Origin of the sequence: Dactylosporangium vinaceum, assembly GCF_019904175.1 — a bacterium.
Lineage (GTDB): Bacteria > Actinomycetota > Actinomycetes > Mycobacteriales > Micromonosporaceae > Dactylosporangium > Dactylosporangium vinaceum.
Genome location: NZ_CP061913.1, coordinates 6,435,112 through 6,451,564 on the forward strand (window position 1 = coordinate 6,435,112; position 16,453 = coordinate 6,451,564).

15 protein-coding genes and 1 pseudogene are annotated in these 16,453 nt (G+C 73.3%); 8 read left to right on the forward strand and 8 right to left on the reverse strand.

The window, feature by feature from the left end; translation table 11 throughout:
- Positions 1-120 precede the first annotated feature (120 nt).
- Both Dvina_RS28920 and Dvina_RS28925 read left to right on the forward strand, forming a co-directional pair.
- The gene (locus Dvina_RS28920) at positions 121-1,683 is read left to right on the forward strand and encodes a cellulose binding domain-containing protein (protein ID WP_223092491.1); all 1,563 of its coding nucleotides are present in this window, start codon (positions 121-123) and stop codon (positions 1,681-1,683) included.
- A 71-nt stretch (positions 1,684-1,754) separates the two neighbouring features.
- Entirely contained in the window at positions 1,755-2,321 is a 567-nt protein-coding gene (locus tag Dvina_RS28925) for a TetR/AcrR family transcriptional regulator (protein ID WP_223092492.1), read from the forward strand.
- 17 nt (positions 2,322-2,338) lie between these two features.
- On the opposite strand, the gene Dvina_RS28930 is transcribed toward Dvina_RS28925, so the two are convergent.
- A complete protein-coding gene (locus tag Dvina_RS28930) occupies positions 2,339-3,130 on the reverse strand; it encodes an SDR family oxidoreductase (RefSeq protein WP_223092493.1) in 792 nt (263 codons plus the stop codon).
- Positions 3,131-3,407: 277 nt separating this feature from the next.
- Here Dvina_RS28930 and Dvina_RS28935 point away from each other — a divergent pair, with 277 nt between their 5' ends.
- Complete coding sequence (locus tag Dvina_RS28935) at positions 3,408-5,057, forward strand: methyl-accepting chemotaxis protein (RefSeq protein WP_343217023.1); 1,650 nt, start codon at positions 3,408-3,410, stop codon at positions 5,055-5,057.
- Here the strand turns inward: Dvina_RS28935 and Dvina_RS28940 are convergent.
- Positions 5,047-6,183: a glutathione-independent formaldehyde dehydrogenase gene (locus Dvina_RS28940; RefSeq protein ID WP_223092494.1), complete on the reverse strand. Its 1,137-nt coding sequence runs from the start codon at positions 6,181-6,183 to the stop codon at positions 5,047-5,049. The two genes, Dvina_RS28935 and Dvina_RS28940, sit on opposite strands and share 11 nt — an antisense overlap.
- A gap of 51 nt (positions 6,184-6,234) precedes the next feature.
- Here Dvina_RS28940 and Dvina_RS28945 point away from each other — a divergent pair, with 51 nt between their 5' ends.
- Positions 6,235-6,672 carry an SRPBCC family protein gene (locus Dvina_RS28945; protein WP_223092495.1) on the forward strand — a complete coding sequence of 146 codons (438 nt, stop codon included), beginning with the start codon at positions 6,235-6,237 and terminating at the stop codon, positions 6,670-6,672.
- A 29-nt stretch (positions 6,673-6,701) separates the two neighbouring features.
- A complete protein-coding gene (locus Dvina_RS28950) occupies positions 6,702-7,499 on the forward strand; it encodes a TetR/AcrR family transcriptional regulator C-terminal domain-containing protein (RefSeq protein WP_223092496.1) in 798 nt (265 codons plus the stop codon).
- 4 nt (positions 7,500-7,503) lie between these two features.
- Here Dvina_RS28950 and Dvina_RS28955 read toward each other — a convergent pair whose 3' ends face one another.
- Complete coding sequence (locus tag Dvina_RS28955; RefSeq protein ID WP_223092497.1) at positions 7,504-8,970, reverse strand: cryptochrome/photolyase family protein; 1,467 nt, start codon at positions 8,968-8,970, stop codon at positions 7,504-7,506.
- Positions 8,971-9,130: 160 nt separating this feature from the next.
- On the opposite strand from Dvina_RS28955, the gene Dvina_RS28960 reads away from it, so the two are divergent.
- On the forward strand, positions 9,131-9,934 hold the full coding sequence (locus tag Dvina_RS28960; protein ID WP_223092498.1) for an RNA polymerase sigma factor SigF: 804 nt from the start codon (positions 9,131-9,133) through the stop codon (positions 9,932-9,934).
- A 144-nt stretch (positions 9,935-10,078) separates the two neighbouring features.
- Here the strand turns inward: Dvina_RS28960 and Dvina_RS28965 are convergent, their stop codons facing one another.
- The 3 genes and pseudogenes from Dvina_RS28965 to Dvina_RS28975 form a co-directional block, all read right to left on the reverse strand.
- Positions 10,079-11,275, reverse strand: coding sequence for a right-handed parallel beta-helix repeat-containing protein (locus tag Dvina_RS28965; protein ID WP_223092499.1), 1,197 nt, complete (start codon positions 11,273-11,275; stop codon positions 10,079-10,081).
- A gap of 48 nt (positions 11,276-11,323) precedes the next feature.
- Complete coding sequence (locus Dvina_RS28970; RefSeq protein WP_223092500.1) at positions 11,324-11,752, reverse strand: carboxymuconolactone decarboxylase family protein; 429 nt, start codon at positions 11,750-11,752, stop codon at positions 11,324-11,326.
- Between the two features lie 409 nt (positions 11,753-12,161).
- Positions 12,162-12,980: pseudogene (locus Dvina_RS28975) on the reverse strand (SDR family oxidoreductase); the annotation flags it as partial.
- Positions 12,981-13,038: 58 nt separating this feature from the next.
- Here Dvina_RS28975 and soxR point away from each other — a divergent pair.
- Together soxR and Dvina_RS28985 are read left to right on the forward strand one after the other, a co-directional pair.
- Positions 13,039-13,425, forward strand: a complete 387-nt coding sequence (gene soxR, locus Dvina_RS28980; protein ID WP_246655382.1) for a redox-sensitive transcriptional activator SoxR — start codon at positions 13,039-13,041, stop codon at positions 13,423-13,425.
- On the forward strand, positions 13,422-14,624 hold the full coding sequence (locus tag Dvina_RS28985; RefSeq protein WP_223092503.1) for a nucleoside 2-deoxyribosyltransferase domain-containing protein: 1,203 nt from the start codon (positions 13,422-13,424) through the stop codon (positions 14,622-14,624). The genes soxR and Dvina_RS28985 overlap by 4 nt, the downstream gene beginning before the upstream one ends.
- A 77-nt stretch (positions 14,625-14,701) precedes the next feature.
- Here Dvina_RS28985 and Dvina_RS28990 read toward each other — a convergent pair whose 3' ends face one another.
- Both Dvina_RS28990 and Dvina_RS28995 read right to left on the reverse strand, forming a co-directional pair.
- Positions 14,702-15,904 (reverse strand): NAD(P)-binding domain-containing protein, encoded by a 1,203-nt coding sequence (locus Dvina_RS28990; RefSeq protein WP_246655383.1) that lies wholly within the window; start codon positions 15,902-15,904, stop codon positions 14,702-14,704.
- The gene (locus tag Dvina_RS28995) at positions 15,897-16,445 is read right to left on the reverse strand and encodes an OsmC family protein (protein WP_223092504.1); all 549 of its coding nucleotides are present in this window, start codon (positions 16,443-16,445) and stop codon (positions 15,897-15,899) included. The genes Dvina_RS28990 and Dvina_RS28995 overlap by 8 nt, the downstream gene beginning before the upstream one ends.
- Positions 16,446-16,453: the final 8 nt, after the last annotated feature.

The window sequence follows — 16,453 nt, forward strand, 5'->3', positions numbered from 1 at the left end:
CACCGGACCGCCGCACGCCCGGGCCCGCGCGGTTTGCCCGTCCCGGCCGGCTCGCACCATACTCGGCGCGCTTTTCGAAACACTTACTGACGTCTATCGAAACGTTTGCGAGGTGCGTCGATGCGACGATCGGGACTCCAGCACGGGCTGGCCGTGCTCGCGGCCGGTGCCGTGGCCGCCGGAGTAGCGGTGGTGGCCGCGGCGGGCCCGGCCGAGGCGGCCGCGGGCTGCAAAATCACCTACTCGATCAGCAGCCAGTGGGCCGGCGGGTTCGGGGCCAGCGTGAACATCACGAACCTCGGCAGCGCGCTGACGAGCTGGCAGCTGACGTGGACGTTCGCCGCCGGGCAGACCGTCACGCAGCTGTGGAACGGCACCGCCACCCAGTCCGGCGCCCGGGTCACCGTCACCAACGCGGCCTGGAACGGCGCCATCCCCAGCGGCGGGAGCACCGCCCTCGGGTTCAACGGGTCCTGGACGGGGTCCAACCCGCTGCCTATCGACTTCGCCGTGAACGGCACCCTGTGCAACGGCCCGGTCCTGCCGTCCTCGGCCTCGGCGTCGCCGTCGCGGTCCACGTCGCCCTCCGCCTCCGCCTCCGCATCGGCGTCGGCCTCGGCCTCGGCGTCGCCGTCCTCCTCGTCGTCGCCCGGGGGCCTGGCCAATGTCCAGACCCCGGGGCGCGTGCGGACCGTCGGCAACGCCTTGCAGTACACCTGGCCCGGCGTCTATTTCGAAGGCCGCTTCCGCGGCACGAGCGTCGGCGTGAAGCTCAACGACTCCAACAACGACTACGCGGTGCAGGTCGACGGCGCGACGGTGGCGACGCTCGTGACGCCGGGGAACACGACCTACTGGGTGACCGGCCTCGGCAACGCCGAGCACACCGTGCGGGTGGCGAAGCGCACCGAGAGCCCGTGGGCGGCCGGCGAGTTCGGCGGGTTCGTCGCCGCGGCCGGCGGGGCGATCCTGAGCAAGCCCGCGGCCCGCAGCCGGCAGATCGAGTTCATCGGCGACTCGTGGACCGCCGGCTACGGCAACATGTCGACATCGCGCGACTGCAGCAGCAACAACAGCCTCACCCGCAACTCCAACGCCGACGCCGCGTTCCCGGCACTCACCGCCAAGGACCTCAACGCCGACTACCAGGTGCAGGCGTGGTCCGGGCTCGGCATGGTGCGCAACTACGGCGGCCAGAACACCGGCACCCTGTTCACGAACTACTACGACACCGACCTGCAGGCGCTGTACAACAGCACCACCTGGCCGAACCCCGGCACCTGGAAGCCGCAGGTCGTCGTCGTCGGCCTCGGCATCAACGACTTCTCGACAGCGCTCACGGCGGGCGAGAAGTGGGCGACCGTCGACGCCCTCGCGGCCGACTACCGCACGGCGTACCTGGCGTTCATCGCGAAGCTGCGCGAGCGGTACGGCCCGAACACGTACATCCTGCTGACCTACCCCGACCTGTCGTACCAGACGACGGCGCTCGCGACCTCGGTCCAGCAGATCGTGCAGACCCGCACCAGCCAGGGCGACACCCGGGTGCGCAGCCTGTACTACGACGACAACGCGCTGGGCCTGGACCACCTCGGCTGCGACTGGCACCCGTCGCAGCACGACGACCGGATCCTCGCGAACTCGCTGCTCGCCACGATCAACGCGCTGCCGCTGACCTGGTAGTGCGGCCTGCTCTCCCCCTGGCCGCGGGCCAGGGGGAGAGCTCCCTAACATTGCCCGGGTAGGCTTGCCGCATGAGCCGACGCACCGGCGCCGAAACCCGCGAGCACGTGCTCGGCGTGGCCCACGAGCTGTTCTACCGCAACGGCATCCACGCCACCGGCATCGACACCGTCGCCGCCGCGGCGGCTGTCGCCCCGACCACGCTGTATCGGCAGTTCGCCTCTAAGGACGAGCTGGTCGCGGCCTACGTCGAGCGCGCCGATCAGGCCACCCGCGCGATGATCGAGGCCGCCGTCGCGTCGGCGCCGTCCCCGCGCGCGGCCGTGCTGAGCATGTTCGACACGCAGCTCGCCGAGATGCATCGCCCGGGGTACCGCGGGTGCGTCTGCCAGATGGCGCTCGCCGAGTATCCGGACCACCGCCCGGCGGTGGTGGCCAAGACCTGGATACGCGAGCGCCTCCGCGACATCCTGCGCGCCGCCGCCGCGACCGACGCGGACGCCCTGGCCGACCGTCTGCTGCTGGTCCACGAGGGCGCGATCGCCGCGGCCGCCAGCCTGGGCCCCGGCGGCCCGGTCACCCAGCTGCGCCCGCTCGTCGAGCTCCTGCTGGACGCCCACGGCGTCCCCGCGGCCTGAGCGCCCCGCCTCGGCGCTCACACGTGCTTGACGATGCCGCCGTCGATGGCGAACTCGGCCCCCGTCACGTTGCTCGGTGAGGCGGCCACCGCGACGAGCCGCGCCACCTCCTCCGGCGTCGAGATGCGCCCGGTCGCCGCGCCGAGCGCCGTGCGGGCCTGCGTGGCGAACTCCTCGAACGCCAGCCCCTGCGCCTGCGCGAGCCGGCCGATGAACCCGTCCGGGTCGGTCCACACCTCGGTCGCGATCGGCCCCGGCGAGACGGTCACGGCCCGCACCCCGCTCGGCCCGTACTGCTCGGCGACGACCTTCGTCAACGCGTTGAGCGCGGCCTTGGCCACGTTGTACGGCACCGGCCCGGCCGTCACCGCCCGCGCCCCCGCCGACGACACGTTGACCACCACTCCCCCGCGCTCGACGAGGCTCGGCAGCGCGGCGCGCGTCACCCGCAGCGGCGCGTAGAAGGTCAGCGCGAACGTCTGCTCCCACGCCGTGTCGGGCAGCGCGGCCAGCTGGAGCAGCGCCCCGTCGACGTGCGGCGCCCGGTCCCCGATCCCGACATTGTTGACGAGCACGTCGATCCCGCCGAGCGCGGCCAGCGCCGCCTCGACGAGCTGCGCCGCTCCGGACGCCGTCCCGAGGTCGACCATCACGGGGATCGCCCCGGTCGCCGCCAGCTCCGGCGTCACGGTCCGCGAGGCCGCAACGACCCGCATGCCCTCGTCGAGCAGCGTCCGCACGACGGCGAGCCCGACCCCCTTGCTACCCCCGGTCACCACGGCGCCCTTACCACTCAGCTGAAGGTCCATACCGACACCGTAACAGAGCAAGGGAACGATCCCTAACATTGCCTCGGCGGCGGCCGGGCCGGGGCGTGTGTGAGCGCGGGCATCGGTGGGCATAGGTGGGCCATGCCATGGGTCCTGTGGGTGTTCGCCGGTGCCGTCGCCCTGAGAAGTGTCGCGGGGCTGCTGATCTTCTGGGACCGGCGACAGTTGAAGCGCTGAGCCTCAACTCGCCCCGCCCGCCGCCGATGAGCCGATCGGCGCTCTCGTGCGCCGGACGGCGAGCGTCGGAGGTACAGCGGTGGCGCAAGAGGGTGTACAGGTCACGGTCGCGCGTGGGCGGCTGACGGCGGCGGTGGCCGATCGCGGGGTCATCACGAAGGCGTTTCTTGCTCTCATGCTCGTGACGCTCGTGGCGGCGGCGGTCGCCGTGCTGTCGCTCGACCGCATGTCACGGCTCAACGGCGACCTCCACGACATCAAGACGCGGCATCTCGACAGCGCCCAGGAGCTCGGTCAGATGCGCTCCGGGCTCACCGACATGTACCGCCACACCCTGCTCTGGGTCCTGTACTCCGCCAGCCCGGACAAGAGCGTCCTCGTCCCGATCCGCGGCGAGGTCACGGCGGCCGAGCAGCGCGTCGACGCCGCCACGGCGAAGTACCGGGACCTCGCGGCCGGCGACGGCACCCGCCTCGACGCGCTGGCCAAGGTGACCGACGCGCTCGCCCAGTACCGCACCCTGCGCAACACCGCCCTGTTCCAGGAGCCCGCGCCGGCCGGGTACACGCTGCCCGCCACCGACCAGATCGTGGTCGTGTCGGCGAACCTCGAGAAGATCGTGTCGGACTCCCTCAACAACCTGCAGACGCTCGAGGACAAGGAGGCGAGCGCGACCGCCGCGCAGGCCGACAAGGAGTACAGCAACGCCCGCCTGTACATCGTGATCCTGCTCGTCGGCGGGCTGCTGCTCGCTCTCGCCGCGGGCGCATTCGTCGCCCGGATCATCCGCCGCCAGCTCGGCAGCGTGTCCGTCGCACTGCGGGCGCTGGCCAACGCCGACCTGACCCGGCCAGCCGAGGTGTACTCCCGCGACGAGCTCGGCGAGATGGCGTCCGCGGTCAACGACGCGCGGGAGGGCCTGCGCGGCACCGTCCAGGCCATCACCACCGGCTCGCGCACCCTCGGCGACAGCTCCCAGCAGCTCACCGCGGTCAGCGGCCGGATCGCCGCCAACGCGCAGGAGGCGGCCCGCCAGTCCGACGTGGCCGCGGGCGCGGCCGGCACGGTGTCGCACAACGTGCAGACCGTGGCGGCCGGCGCCGACGAGATGGGCGCGTCGATCCGGGAGATCGCGCAGAACGCCAACGACGCGGCCCGGGTCGCCTCCGAGGCCGTGGGCGTGGCCGAGCAGACCAACCAGACCGTGTCGAAGCTCGGCGAGTCGAGCACCGAGATCGGCAACGTCGTCAAGGTGATCACCTCGATCGCCGAGCAGACGAACCTGCTGGCCCTCAACGCGACGATCGAGGCGGCCCGCGCGGGCGAGGCCGGCAAGGGCTTCGCGGTCGTCGCCAACGAGGTCAAGGAGCTGGCCCAGGAGACCGCCCGGGCGACCGAGGACATCTCCCGGCGGGTCGAGGCGATCCAGGCCGACACCGGCAACGCCGTCGGGGCGATCGGCGAGATCAGCCGGATCATCGCCCGAATCAACGACTACCAGCTGACGATCGCCTCGGCCGTCGAGGAGCAGTCGGCCACCACCAACGAGATGACCCGCAGCGTCGGCGAGGCCGCACAGGGCGCCTCCGGCATCGCCGGCAACATCGCCGGGGTGGCGCACGCGGCCCAGGCGACCTCGGCGACGCTCGCCGAGGCCGACACCACCGTCACGGAGCTGTCCCGCCTCGCCGCCGACCTGCAGCGCGAGGTGGGGCGGTTCAAGGTTTGAGCAGCACCTTCGTCCAGCCGGCATCGCGGCGGTCGAAGCGCTCGTAGCCCTCGGCCGCCCGGTCGAGCGGCAGCTCGTGGGAGACGAGGAACGACGGCTGGGCCCGGCCGGTCACGATCAGATCCCGAAGGTGCCGGTTGTACCGCATGACCGGGCACTGCCCCGTCCCCATCTGCTGGCCCTTGCTGAAGAACGTGCCGTAGTCGAACGCGACCCGGCCCTCCTTGGCCGCCGCGGTCGCGGCGCCCGGGTCCGACGGCACGTACACGCCGACGACCCCGATCCCGCCGGTCGAGCGCACCACCTTGACCAGGTTGTCCAGGACCAGCTCCGGGTGCTCGTCGCCGCTCGGGTCGTGGGCCTGGTAACCGACCGCCTCGACGCCGCAGTCGGCCCCGCGCCCGCCCGTCGCGTCGAGGATCTGCTCGGCCGGGTCGGCCCGGCTGAAGTCGACGGGCGTGGCCCCGATCTTCGCGGCCAGGTCGAGCCGGTCGCGCTCCTTGTCCACGACGAACACCTCGGACGCGCCCCGGATCATCGCGCTGTGCGCGGCCATGAGCCCCACCGGCCCGGCGCCGAACACGGCGACCCGGTCGCCGGGCCGCATCCCGGCCAGCTCGGTGCCGTGCCAGCCGGTCGGGAAGATGTCCGACAGCATCGCGAAGTCGTGCTCGTGCTCGGTGCCGGGCGGCAGCTCCAGCAGGTTGAAGTCCGCGTACGGCACGCGCAGCAGCTGCGCCTGGCCGCCGTCGTACGGGCCCATGTTGGCGTACCCGTACGCCGCGCCGTCCACCCCGTCGGTCGGGTTGGTGCGCAGGCAGAAGCTGGTCCAGCCGGAGACGCAGTTGCGGCACGTGCCGCAGGCGATGTTGAACGGCACCGAGACCCGGTCGCCGACGCTGATCCGCGACACGCCGGCCCCGACCGCCTCGACGACGCCCATGTTCTCGTGGCCGAGCACCTTGCCCGCCTCGACAGTGCTGCGGCCTTCGTACATGTGCAGGTCGGAACCGCAGATGTTCGTCGTGGTGATGCGGACGATCGCGTCGCCCGGCGCCTGGATGGACGGGTCCGGCACGTCGGTCACCTCGACGGCACGCGGACCGCGATATACAACAGCTTTCATATTTGTACCGCTACCCGACCCCGCCGGCCCGTACCGGCTAAGGTCGAGGGGATGGCCCACTTCACTACCTCCGTCGAGGTCAATGCGCCCGCCGAACAGGTCTGGGCGGCACTCACCGACTGGCGCAACCACGCCCGCTGGGCCCCGCTCACCACGGTCCGGCTCACCACCGACCGGATGGACGGGCTCGGCGCCGGGTTCGTCGCCCGCTCCGGGATCGGCCCGCTCGGCTTCGACGACCCGATGACGGTCGTGCGCTGGGAGCCACCGCACCGCTGTGACGTGGACAAGCACGGCCGGGTGATCCGCGGCAAGGCGTGGTTCGAGGTGGTGGCGCTGAGCGGCGAGCGCTGCCGCGTGGACTGGTCCGAGGACGTGACTGTCGTCCCCCACCGCCTCGATCGCCTGACCGGCGGGCTCGTCGCACTCGTCGGCAAGGCCGGGTTCGGCCAGGCGCTGCGCAAAATGGCCCGGGAGTTCGACCGGTAGACTGCGCTCTCCAGGTGCGGGAGGCGGCAGTGACCCGGTTCGCGGCGGACATCGTCGCGGACCTGCGCGCCCGCATCGTCGCCGGAGACCTGAAGCCCGGCGAGTTCCTGCCCACCGCCAAGGAGATCATGGCCGGGTGGGGCGCCACGACGGCGACCGCGTACAAGGCCATGGAGCTGCTGCGCCAGGAGGGCCTGGCGGCCAAGGTGGTCCGCGGCATCGGCCTGGTCGTCACCGCCGACGCGCCCGCCGTCGCCGCCGCCTGGGCCCCGCCGCCGGCCCGCGGCGACCTGGTGCGGGCCCGGATCGTCACCGCCGCCGTCGAGCTCGCCGACCGCGACGGCCTGGCCAACCTGTCCCTGCGGCTGATCGGCGAGCGCGCCGGCGGCCTGGTCAGCGGCACGTTCTACAAGTGGGTCCGGGACCGCGCCGAGCTGGAGACCCTGATGGCCGGCGCTGTGTTCGCCGGGCACCCGCCCCCGAAGCCGGCCGGCACCTGGCGGGCGCAGCTGGAGCGGCTGGCCCGGCTCCAGTGGCGGATGTACCGCCGCCACGCCTGGCTCGCCCGGACCGTCTCCTTCACCGCCCCCGGCCCGAGCCCGCACGTCACCGAGCACACCGACGCGGCCGCCCGGGCGCTGCGCGACCGCGGCTGCTCCCCCGCCGAGGCGGCGGATCTGGCCCTGGCCGTCGCGAGCCTCGTCCGCGGCTGTGCCCTGGCCCTGGAGTCCGAGGACCCCCGGGCCCGGCGGGCCGAGGCCGATGCCGCGGAGCCGCAGTTCGCGTTCGGCCTGGCCCGCCTCCTGGACGGCTTCGAGCGCGGGTAGGCGCTCAGAAGTCGCGGCGGCGGGACTCGGCGGCCGCGATCTCGGCGGCGTCGGCGAGGCGGTCCAGGAGGGCCAGAGGCTGGCGCATGCGGTGGTTGCCGGCGAACGCGTCGCGGTGGTGGTGCAGGAACGCCCAGTATCCGGCCGTGAACGGGCACGCGTCGGCGCCCGCGCGGTGCTTCGGGTCGAACGGGCAGCCGCCGCAGTAGTCGCTCATCCGGTTGATGTAGGCGCCACCGGCCGCGTAGGGCTTCGTCGTCATCCGGCCGCCGTCGGCGTACTGGCTCATGCCTATCACGTTCGGCGTCATCACCCACGGGTAGCCGTCGACGAAGGCCCGGGCGAACCAGTCGGCGACGTCGGCCGGGTGCCAGTCGCGCTGCAGCGCAAGGTTCCCGAGCACCATGAGGCGCTGGATGTGGTGCACCCAGCCGGTGTCGCGGACCCGGGTCAGCACGTCGCGCAGGCACGCGGAGCCGACGCCCTCCGGGTCGAGGCCGGCGAACCAGGCCGGCAGGCGCCGCCGGGCGTGGAGGGCGTCGCGGTGCTCGAACCGGGGGCCGAAGTACCAGTAGCAGTGCCACACGTAGTCGCGCCAGCCGAGGATCTGGCGCACGAACCCCTCGACACCGGCGATGGGCGCGGCGCCGCGGCGGTACTCCCCCTCGGCCCGCTCCACCACGTCGAGCGGGTCGAGCAGCCCGAGGTTGAGCGACGCCGACAGCAGCGAGTGGGCCATCAGCGGGTCCTCGCGCAGCATCGCGTCCTCGTGCGGCCCGAACACCGGCAGGCGGTGCTCGAGGAAGTGCGCGAGCCGCGCCTGCGCCTCGCCCGCGGTCACCGCAAACCGCCGCGGCCCGTCCCGGCCGATGAAGCGGATGCCGTCGTCGCGTTCCCACCGGTCCAGCTCGGCGCGCACCTCGGCGTCGACGTCGTCCTCCGCCAGTGCGGGCGGCGGCGGTACCCCCAGTGTGCGCACCCCCCGCGGAGGGGGCTCGCGGTTGTCGCCGTCGAAGTTCCAGCGCCCGCCGGCCGGCTCCGAGCCGTCCATGAGGATGCCGTGGCGGCGCCGGGCGTCGCGGTAGAAGTCCTCCAGGAGCAGCCGCGGCCGCCCGTCGGCCCAGCGCACGAAGTCGCCCGGCGCGGTGATGAACCCGCGCGGCGGCAGCATCGTCGCGTCCGGCAGCGACCGGATCAGCTCCCGGGCCGCGCGGGACGTCGGGTGGCAGACCTCGACGGGTCCGGTGACGGCGTCGCGGTACCGCTCGGTGACGATCAGCTCCGCCCGGTCCCCGAGCTCGGCCGCCCGGTGGCGCAGCGCGGACAGCACGAGGTGCGCCTTCTGCCGGTGGTACACCTTCCGCCGGAAGACGCCCTTGCTGACGACGAGCAGCACCTGCCGCTCCGGCTCGTCGTCGAGGAAATGCGGTCCGAGCTGGTCGGCGAAGAGCCAGCGCCGCCTTGTGGCCATTGGCCGCAGACTACCACCGAGAGTGAATCGACGCACGAATCGACGCAAAACTTGTCTTGCGGCAAGTTCGGCATTACCGTCGTGTTCTGAAGGGCGCTCAAGCAGCGGGCGTCACGCTCAGTAATCCGTGAACGTTCTCCGCTGCCAGAGGTCTGCCATCATGACGATCCAAGTCAACGCCACCCGCACCGCCGGCTCCGCCCGCGCCGCCCAGGACGCCGAGGCCCGGGCGCTGCTGAGCCTCCTCGCCGACCTGCCCGCCGGCCCCGACCGGGACCGGGTCCGCGGCCGCGTCATCGAGCTGTACCTGCCGCTGGCCCAGCACCTGGCCGGCCGCTTCCGCAACCGCGGCGAGCAGCTCGACGACCTGCTCCAGGTGGCGACCGTCGGCCTGATCAAGGCGGTCGACGGGTTCGACCCGGACAACGGCGCCGTCTTCGTGGGCTACGCCATCCCCACGATCACCGGCGAGCTCAAGCGCCACTTCCGCGACCGCTGCTGGGACGTCCGCGTGCCCCGCCGCATCCAGGAGAACCGCCTGCGCGTCATGCGCGTCACCGGCGAGCTCACCCAGCGCCTGGGCCGCTCGCCGACCGTCGCCGACCTGGCCGCCGAGCTGGAGACGTCCGAGGAGGACGTGATCGAGGCCCTGGACGCCGGGCGCGCCTACCGCAGCCTGAGCCTCGACGCCCCGGCGAACACCAACGAGTCCGACGGCCCGACCGACCTGAGCAACCTCCTGGGCGCCGACGACGCCGACATGGAGCAGGTCGAGACCCGCGAGGCCCTGCGCCCGCTCCTGGCCCGCCTCCCGGAGCGCGAGCAGAAGATCATCGCCATGCGCTTCTTCGGCAACCGCACCCAGTCGCAGATCGCCGCCGAGCTCGGCGTGTCCCAGATGCACATCTCGCGCCTGCTCACCAAGGCCCTGGCCACCCTGCGCACGCAGCTCACCCGCGGCTGACCGGCCTGCGCCGCCCCGGCGCGCCGGGGAGCGGATGCGCGTGGGCTACCGCGGCGGTGCACACGGTAGCCCACGGCCGCGGCCCCTCAACCACGGCCGCGGGCTACCGGCCTCAGGAAAGCCCATCGCGGTGCCGGCGAGCGGTCAGATCCTGGCTCCGACCGCCTGGCCGTTGGCGGGGACCAGGAAGTTCGACGAGGCGATGGCGCCGCTCGACGTGCGCGGGCCGGTGATGACGGACTGGTCGGTGCTCAGCAGCGTCCAGGTGCCGCCGGTGTTCCACGAGTTGCCCGACGCGGTCGAGGAGCCCAGCGCCACAGCGGTCTTGTTGCCCACGGCCAGGTTCGCGGTCAGCTTCGAGGTGGAGCCGCCGTCGAAGTCGAAGCCCGTCTTGGCGTTGTTCCAGGCGGTGTCCCGGTTCACCGTCAGGGTGCCGGTGTTGCCATTGTCGGTGAAGCCGTGCGCCGCGTTGGCGAACGACATGCTGTTGGTCACCGAGTGGTCGGCCGCGGGGCCGGTGCCGCCGCTGCCGCCGAGCTTGAAGCCGTTGCCGTCGCCCGAGAAGTTCGGGATGTTCCAGCGGTTGTACCCGTTGCCGTACGCGATGGTGCCGGAGATCGTGACGGCCGAGGTGAACATCCAAAGGTCGAGGCCGTCGTCGATGTTGCTCCAGAGCCGGGCGCCGCGGACCACGTTGCCGGAGCCGCTGCCCTCCTTGATGCCGAGACCGTCGGCGCTCTCGCCGTTCTTGCGCGGGTCGCGGTTGTTGTAGCTGTCCAGGTCGAGGATCTGGTTGTTCGCGGACGTGCCCTGCAGCTGGAAGCCGGTCTCGTAGTTGTCGTGCGTGGACAGCCGCTCGAACACGTTGTTACTGCAGTTGTTGCAGTACACCGCGTACGGGCCGTGCACGATCTCCAGGCCGGTGATGCGCCAGTAGGACGCCTCCATGTGGATCGCGCCGCGCTGGGCAGCGGGGATCGTCGAGCCGACCGCGCCCGGCGTGTATCCGAGGGCCTCGCCGTCCACCGTGACCTTCTCCCCGTTGTACGCGGTCAGGGCGATCGGCGCGGACGACGTCCCGCTTCTGGTGATCTGGATGTTGGTGGTCAGCGCGTAGGTGCCGCCGCGCACGGCGATGGTGCCGCCCGCCGCGACCAGACCGACCGCCTTCTGGATTGTCGCGAGCGGGGCGGCGAGCGTGCCGGCGTTGCCGTCGGAGCCGTTCGTCGCCACGTAGAGCGTCGCCGCGGCCGCGCCGGCCGGGGCCGGGGCGGCCAGGGCGCTCGCGGCCGCCGCCAGCGAGGCGGCCGCGAGCGGGCCGAAGAGCCGAGGAAAGCGCATTCCCGCACGCTAGACCGGGCATCGACCGCCGTCAACGACCCGCGAAACTTACAGCGGCGGGGTGGCCCGGCGCGAGGCGATCGAGATGCGGTTCCACACGTTGATGATGCCGATGGCCAAGACCAGGTTCGCCGCCTCCTCCGGCGACAGGTGCGCCCGGACCGCGGCCCACACGTCGTCCGGCACCCCGTCCTCGCCCAGCCGGGTCAGCGCGTCGGTGAGCGCGAACGCCGCCCGCTCCCGCGCGTCGAACAGTGTCGACTCGCGCCAGGCCGCGACCGCGAACAGCCGGCGCTGGTGGTCGCCGTCGTGCAGCGCCTCCGCGCTGTGCATGTCGATGCAGAACGCGCACCCGTTGACGATCGACGCGCGCACCTTGACCAGGTGCAGCAGTTTCGGCTCGACACTGCGGCGCCCGTACTTCTCCAGCTGGGCCATCACCGCGTACCCCTCGGGCACGACCTCCGCAAAGTTCATCCGTTGCTCCATACCGCCACGACCGCCCGGACCGGCCCCGGCGTGACAGTCGCGCGAGTGACGCCGGTCACGCGGGCGGGTCGAAGTAGTGCACCTCCTCGCGGGTGATGGCCCCGCCCTCGACGGTGAGCAGCGACATCTTCGTGGTCGCGCCGAGGGTGAACCGCACCGCGAACCCGTCGGCGCCGATGTAGGGCCCCTGGACGCCGACCGCCCCCGCGTCGAGGTCCCCGGCCCGCCGCCGCCCGTTGGCGAGGATCTCCGGCAGCCCGCGCAGCTCGCCTCCGCCCTCCAGGGGCGCCACCCGCACGACGGCCGGGTCGTACAGCGCCAGGGCCCTGTCGAACCGCCCGGCCCGGAACGCCTCCACGTACCGCGCGGCGACCTCGGCCACCGACGCCGGCGGCCGGAAGTCGGCGGCGTGGTCGGCCGCCCACTGCGCGAACGACCGCGCCGGATGCCCGGTGACCTCCCGCACCCCGTCGGCCACCGGCTCCGGCGTGTCGACGAGCGACGCCCAGTAGTCAAGGGCGGCGTCGGCGAACTCGGGGGTCGCCCACGCGAGCATCCCGGCCCGCGCGGTGGCGCGATCGACCTCCTCGGCGACGGCGCGCACGCCCGCCGCCGCGCCGATGAGCCGGACCTGCTCGGCCTGCGTGACGGTCCCCGGTCCACTGAGGACATGGGTCCGCCCCGCGTGCCCCGGCTCCGTCATCGCCACGACGGCCGCCTCGGCCAGGTCCCGCTCGTGCACGAGCGAGCGGGCCGCCCCCGAATAGGGGATGCGCACCGGCTCGCCGGCCCGGATCGCCGCCGCCCACTGCAGCGTGTTCGTCGCGAAGCCGCTGGCCCGCAGGAACGTCCACGCCGCGGCGGTACCCCGGATCGCCGCCTCGACCTCGCCCCACACGCCGCCGTGCTCAGCGCTCATCGCCGAGATGTAGACGACCCGCCGGCCGCCGGCCCCGAGCGCCGCGGCCACCGGCCCGATGCCGCCCGCGTCCATGAACGGCCAGATCAGCAGCACCGCGTCCACGCCGTCGACGGCCGCGCGCAGTGCCGGCCCGTCCAGCACGTCGGCGCTGAACGCCTCGACGCCGTCCGGCTGCCCGCCCGCGTCGCGCGCCATCGCCCGCACGGCCACGCCCCGCTCGCGCAGCAGCTGCACCGCGATCCGCCCGATGTTGCCCGTCGCCCCGATGACCAGGGCCCTGCCGATATCCGCCATGCCTGCATCCAAAGGGTTGAACCAAGGTTCACGTCAAGGCCGGGTTAGGCTCGTCGGCGTGAGCCTCCTGACGATCGGCGAGCTGTCCCGCCGCAGCGGCGTGCCCGCCTCCGCGCTGCGGTTCTACGAGCGCCAGGGACTGATCAGCAGCGACCGCAGCGCGACCAACCAGCGCCGCTACGACGACGCCGCGGCGAAGCGGGTCGCGTTCATCCGCGCGTCCCAGCGGGTCGGCATCCCACTCGCCCGGATCGCCGAGGTGCTGGCGTTCCTGCCGGAGGGCCACCCGCCGACCGCCGCGTTCTGGCGCCGCGCGTCGCAGTGCTGGGGCGAGGCCGTCGACGAGCGGATCGCCCGCCTCGAGCAGCAGCGCGAGCAGTTCACGGCCTGCGCGGGCTGCGGCTGCCTGACGTTCGGGGAGTGCCGCCTGGTGACGCCGGCATGAGCGCCGAGGTCATCGTGTGCACGCCGCCGCAGGTGCCGCCGCCGTGGTGGGACGCGTCGCTCTTCCTGGCCGGCCCCAACCCGCGCAGCCCGGAGGTGCCGAGCTGGCGCCCGGAGGCGATCGAGCTGCTGCGGGCCCGCTGGACGGGCGGCCGCCTGGTCGTCTTCTCCCCCGAGCCGGCCACCGGCGCGGTCCGCGACTACACCGGCCAGATCGAGTGGGAGGAGGCCGGCCTGCACCTCGCCGACCAGATCGTCTTCTGGGTCCCCCGCGAGCTGACGACGATGCCCGCGTTCACGACGAACGTGGAGTGGGGCACGTGGCACCGCAGCGGCAAGGCCGTCTTCGGCGCACCGCCGGACGCCCCGAAGAACCGCTACCTGCGGGCCGGCGCCGCCGCCGAGCACGTCCCCGTCGCCGACACCCTCCCGGCCACGCTCGAGCTGGCCCTGGGTGCGCTGTCGCCGGCCGCCCGCCGCGAACTCGGCGAGCGCGGGGTCCCGCTGCTCGTCTGGCGAACGAGCAGCTTCCAGCGCTGGTACCGCACCCAGCGCGCCGCCGGCAACGAGCTGCGCCAGGCCCGGGCCGAGTGGGTGTACCGCCGCGGCCCCGGCAAACGCCAGGTCGTCTACTGGGCGCTGCGCACCGACATCCGGGTGGCCGCCGAGGACCGCGTCAAGACTGGCCAGATCGTCCTCGCCCGGCCGGACCTGTCGAGCGTGGTGCTGTACCACCGCGGCCCGTCGCTCGCGACGACGCTCGTCGTATTGGTCCGCGAGTTCCGCTCGACCGCCGCCACCCCGGACGGCTTCATCCACGAGCTCCCCGGCGGCGCCGGCCCGGACGGCACCGACCCGAGGGACCAGGCCGCGGCCGAGGTCCACGAGGAGACCGGCCTGGCCCTGGCGCCGGACCGCCTGAGCGCCCACGGCAGCCGCCAGGTGGCCGGCACCCTGTCCACCCACCGCGCCCACCTGTTCTCGGCCGAGCTGACCGCCGCCGAGGTCGAGGCCCTCCGCGCCGGGGCCGGCACCCCGCACGGCGAGCCGGGCACCACCGAGCGCACCTGGGTGCAGCTGCACACGTACGCCGAGATCAGGGACGCCGGCCTCGTCGACTGGCCAACGCTCGGCATGCTGGCCCAGGTCCTGGCCGCGCCGCCGGCAGCGGACGGTGCGCCGGACCGGGCCCGGGAGTGAGCCGGCGACGGCGGCCGCCCGCACCGCGGCACCCGGGTGCCGCCGATCGCACCGGCCGGAGCCTGATCACAGCCCGATCACAGCTGCCGGGCGAGCTCGTCGATGACCTCGCGGGCGTCGTCCTCGATGCCGTGGATGAACGTCGACTTGCGCCGCCGCAGCACCGGCAGGCCAAGCGCATACAGCCCGGGCGCGTCGAGCACGCCGCCGGTGTGGCGCAGCCGCCCCTTGGCGTCGAGGACCGGCACGTCCAGCCAGTCGTAGGCGGGCCGGAACCCGGTCGCCCAGACCACCGTGCGGATCGCGCCGCCGGTCAGGTCCAGCTGCAGCCGCGGCCTGGCCGGCACCCGCGTCGGCTCGGGCCGATCGCCCGGCCCGCCCCCGTCCCACGCGTCGAACGTGTCGAGCAGCCGGGCCAGCTTCAGGTCGGCCAGGGAGAACAGGTTGCGCAGCCCGCCGGAGAACAGCGCCCGCCCGTCGCGCAGCGCCGCGAACCGCCCGACCGGCTCCACGCCGAGGTCGCTCAGGACGTTGAGGTCGAGCGTCGAGCGCGCGGCCGAGCCGATCAGCTGCGGGGAGGCCAGGCCGCGGGCCCGCTCCACATCGTCGATCTCGTGCGTGCGCTGGTCCCAGACCCCCGAGGCGTCCATCCACCACAGGATGTCGCGCCCGCGGTACAGCCGGGGCATGCGCACGTGCTCGCCCACCGACAGGGTGACCGGCCGCCCGGAGCGCTGGATCTCGGCCGCCAGCTGCACGCCGGTGGCCGAGGCGCCGACGACCAGGACCCCGCCCTCGGGCAGTTCGCCGGGGCCGCGGTAGTCCAGCGGCGTGACCTGCACGATGTCCGGCGGGACGGCCGCGGCGAGCGGCGGGACGACCGGGCGGTTGCAGGCGCCGCTGGCGATGACGACGGCCCGGGCGCGCAGCTCACCGCCGTCGGTCACCACGCGGTACCCGTCGCCGGCGGCCCGCAGCGACGTCACCGCCGTCGCGGTCCGGACCGGCGCCGGCTTGGCGAAGCGGTCGAGGACCGACGCCACCTCGTCGCTCGTCATGTAACCGTCGGGGTCCGGACCGTCGTACGGCTGCCCGGGCAGGCGGGTCAGCCAGTTCGGCGTGAGCAGCCGCAGCGAGTCCCAGCGCTCGCGGCGCCACGAGTTCGCGACCTCGCCGCGCTCGAGCACGACGTGGTCGATGGAGCGCTCGCGCAGGAAGTGACTCGCCGCGAGGCCGGCGTGGCCGGCCCCGATGACGACCGCGGGGTATGACTCAGGCAACTTCGACTGTCACGTCGGTCGGGTTGGTGAGCGCGTCGAACACGGCGGAGCGCTTCTGCGACTGCGCGACGAGGGCCTCGATCTCCTGGCGGGAGGCGTCGGCGTCGATGTGGAAGGTCACCTTGATGCCCTCGTAGCCGTTGCGCACGTCGCTGTCGGCGCCGAGGATGCCGCGGATGTCGTGGCTGCCCTCGACGACCGACTCGACCTTGCGCAGCTGGATGCCGCGGTTCTGGGCGACCGAGGCGACACCGGCGGTCAGGCAGCCGGCCAGGCCGACGAGGAGGTACTCGATCGGGGTGATGCCATTGTCCTCGGCCGCGAACACGGCCGGGTGGTCGGACTCGAACGTCGACTGCGCCTTGTGGGTCTGCTCCGCGCCGAGGCCGTGGAACTTCTCGATGGTGGTGGTGCTGTGCACGCCGTGGTCCCACGTCGAGGACGCGCGCCAGGTGAACAGCGCCGCGTCGGGCGCGTCCTTGAGTGCCTGGCGGGCGTCGAGCAGCGCCTGTACGTTGACCCCGTTATCCGCTGTCGTCATCTCGCGTA

Bases quoted from the DNA above. Each gene is read 5' to 3' on its own strand.
- Dvina_RS28920 (WP_223092491.1), top strand. From the start codon at position 121: ATGCGACGATCGGGACTCCAGCACGGGCTGGCCGTGCTCGCGGCCGGT.
- Dvina_RS28925 (WP_223092492.1), top strand. From the start codon at position 1,755: ATGAGCCGACGCACCGGCGCCGAAACCCGCGAGCACGTGCTCGGCGTG.
- Dvina_RS28930 (WP_223092493.1), bottom strand. From the start codon at position 3,130: ATGGACCTTCAGCTGAGTGGTAAGGGCGCCGTGGTGACCGGGGGTAGC.
- Dvina_RS28940 (WP_223092494.1), bottom strand. From the start codon at position 6,183: ATGAAAGCTGTTGTATATCGCGGTCCGCGTGCCGTCGAGGTGACCGAC.
- Dvina_RS28945 (WP_223092495.1), top strand. From the start codon at position 6,235: ATGGCCCACTTCACTACCTCCGTCGAGGTCAATGCGCCCGCCGAACAG.
- Dvina_RS28955 (WP_223092497.1), bottom strand. From the start codon at position 8,970: ATGGCCACAAGGCGGCGCTGGCTCTTCGCCGACCAGCTCGGACCGCAT.
- Dvina_RS28960 (WP_223092498.1), top strand. From the start codon at position 9,131: ATGACGATCCAAGTCAACGCCACCCGCACCGCCGGCTCCGCCCGCGCC.
- Dvina_RS28965 (WP_223092499.1), bottom strand. From the start codon at position 11,275: ATGCGCTTTCCTCGGCTCTTCGGCCCGCTCGCGGCCGCCTCGCTGGCG.
- Dvina_RS28970 (WP_223092500.1), bottom strand. From the start codon at position 11,752: ATGAACTTTGCGGAGGTCGTGCCCGAGGGGTACGCGGTGATGGCCCAG.
- Dvina_RS28985 (WP_223092503.1), top strand. From the start codon at position 13,422: ATGAGCGCCGAGGTCATCGTGTGCACGCCGCCGCAGGTGCCGCCGCCG.
- Dvina_RS28995 (WP_223092504.1), bottom strand. From the start codon at position 16,445: ATGACGACAGCGGATAACGGGGTCAACGTACAGGCGCTGCTCGACGCC.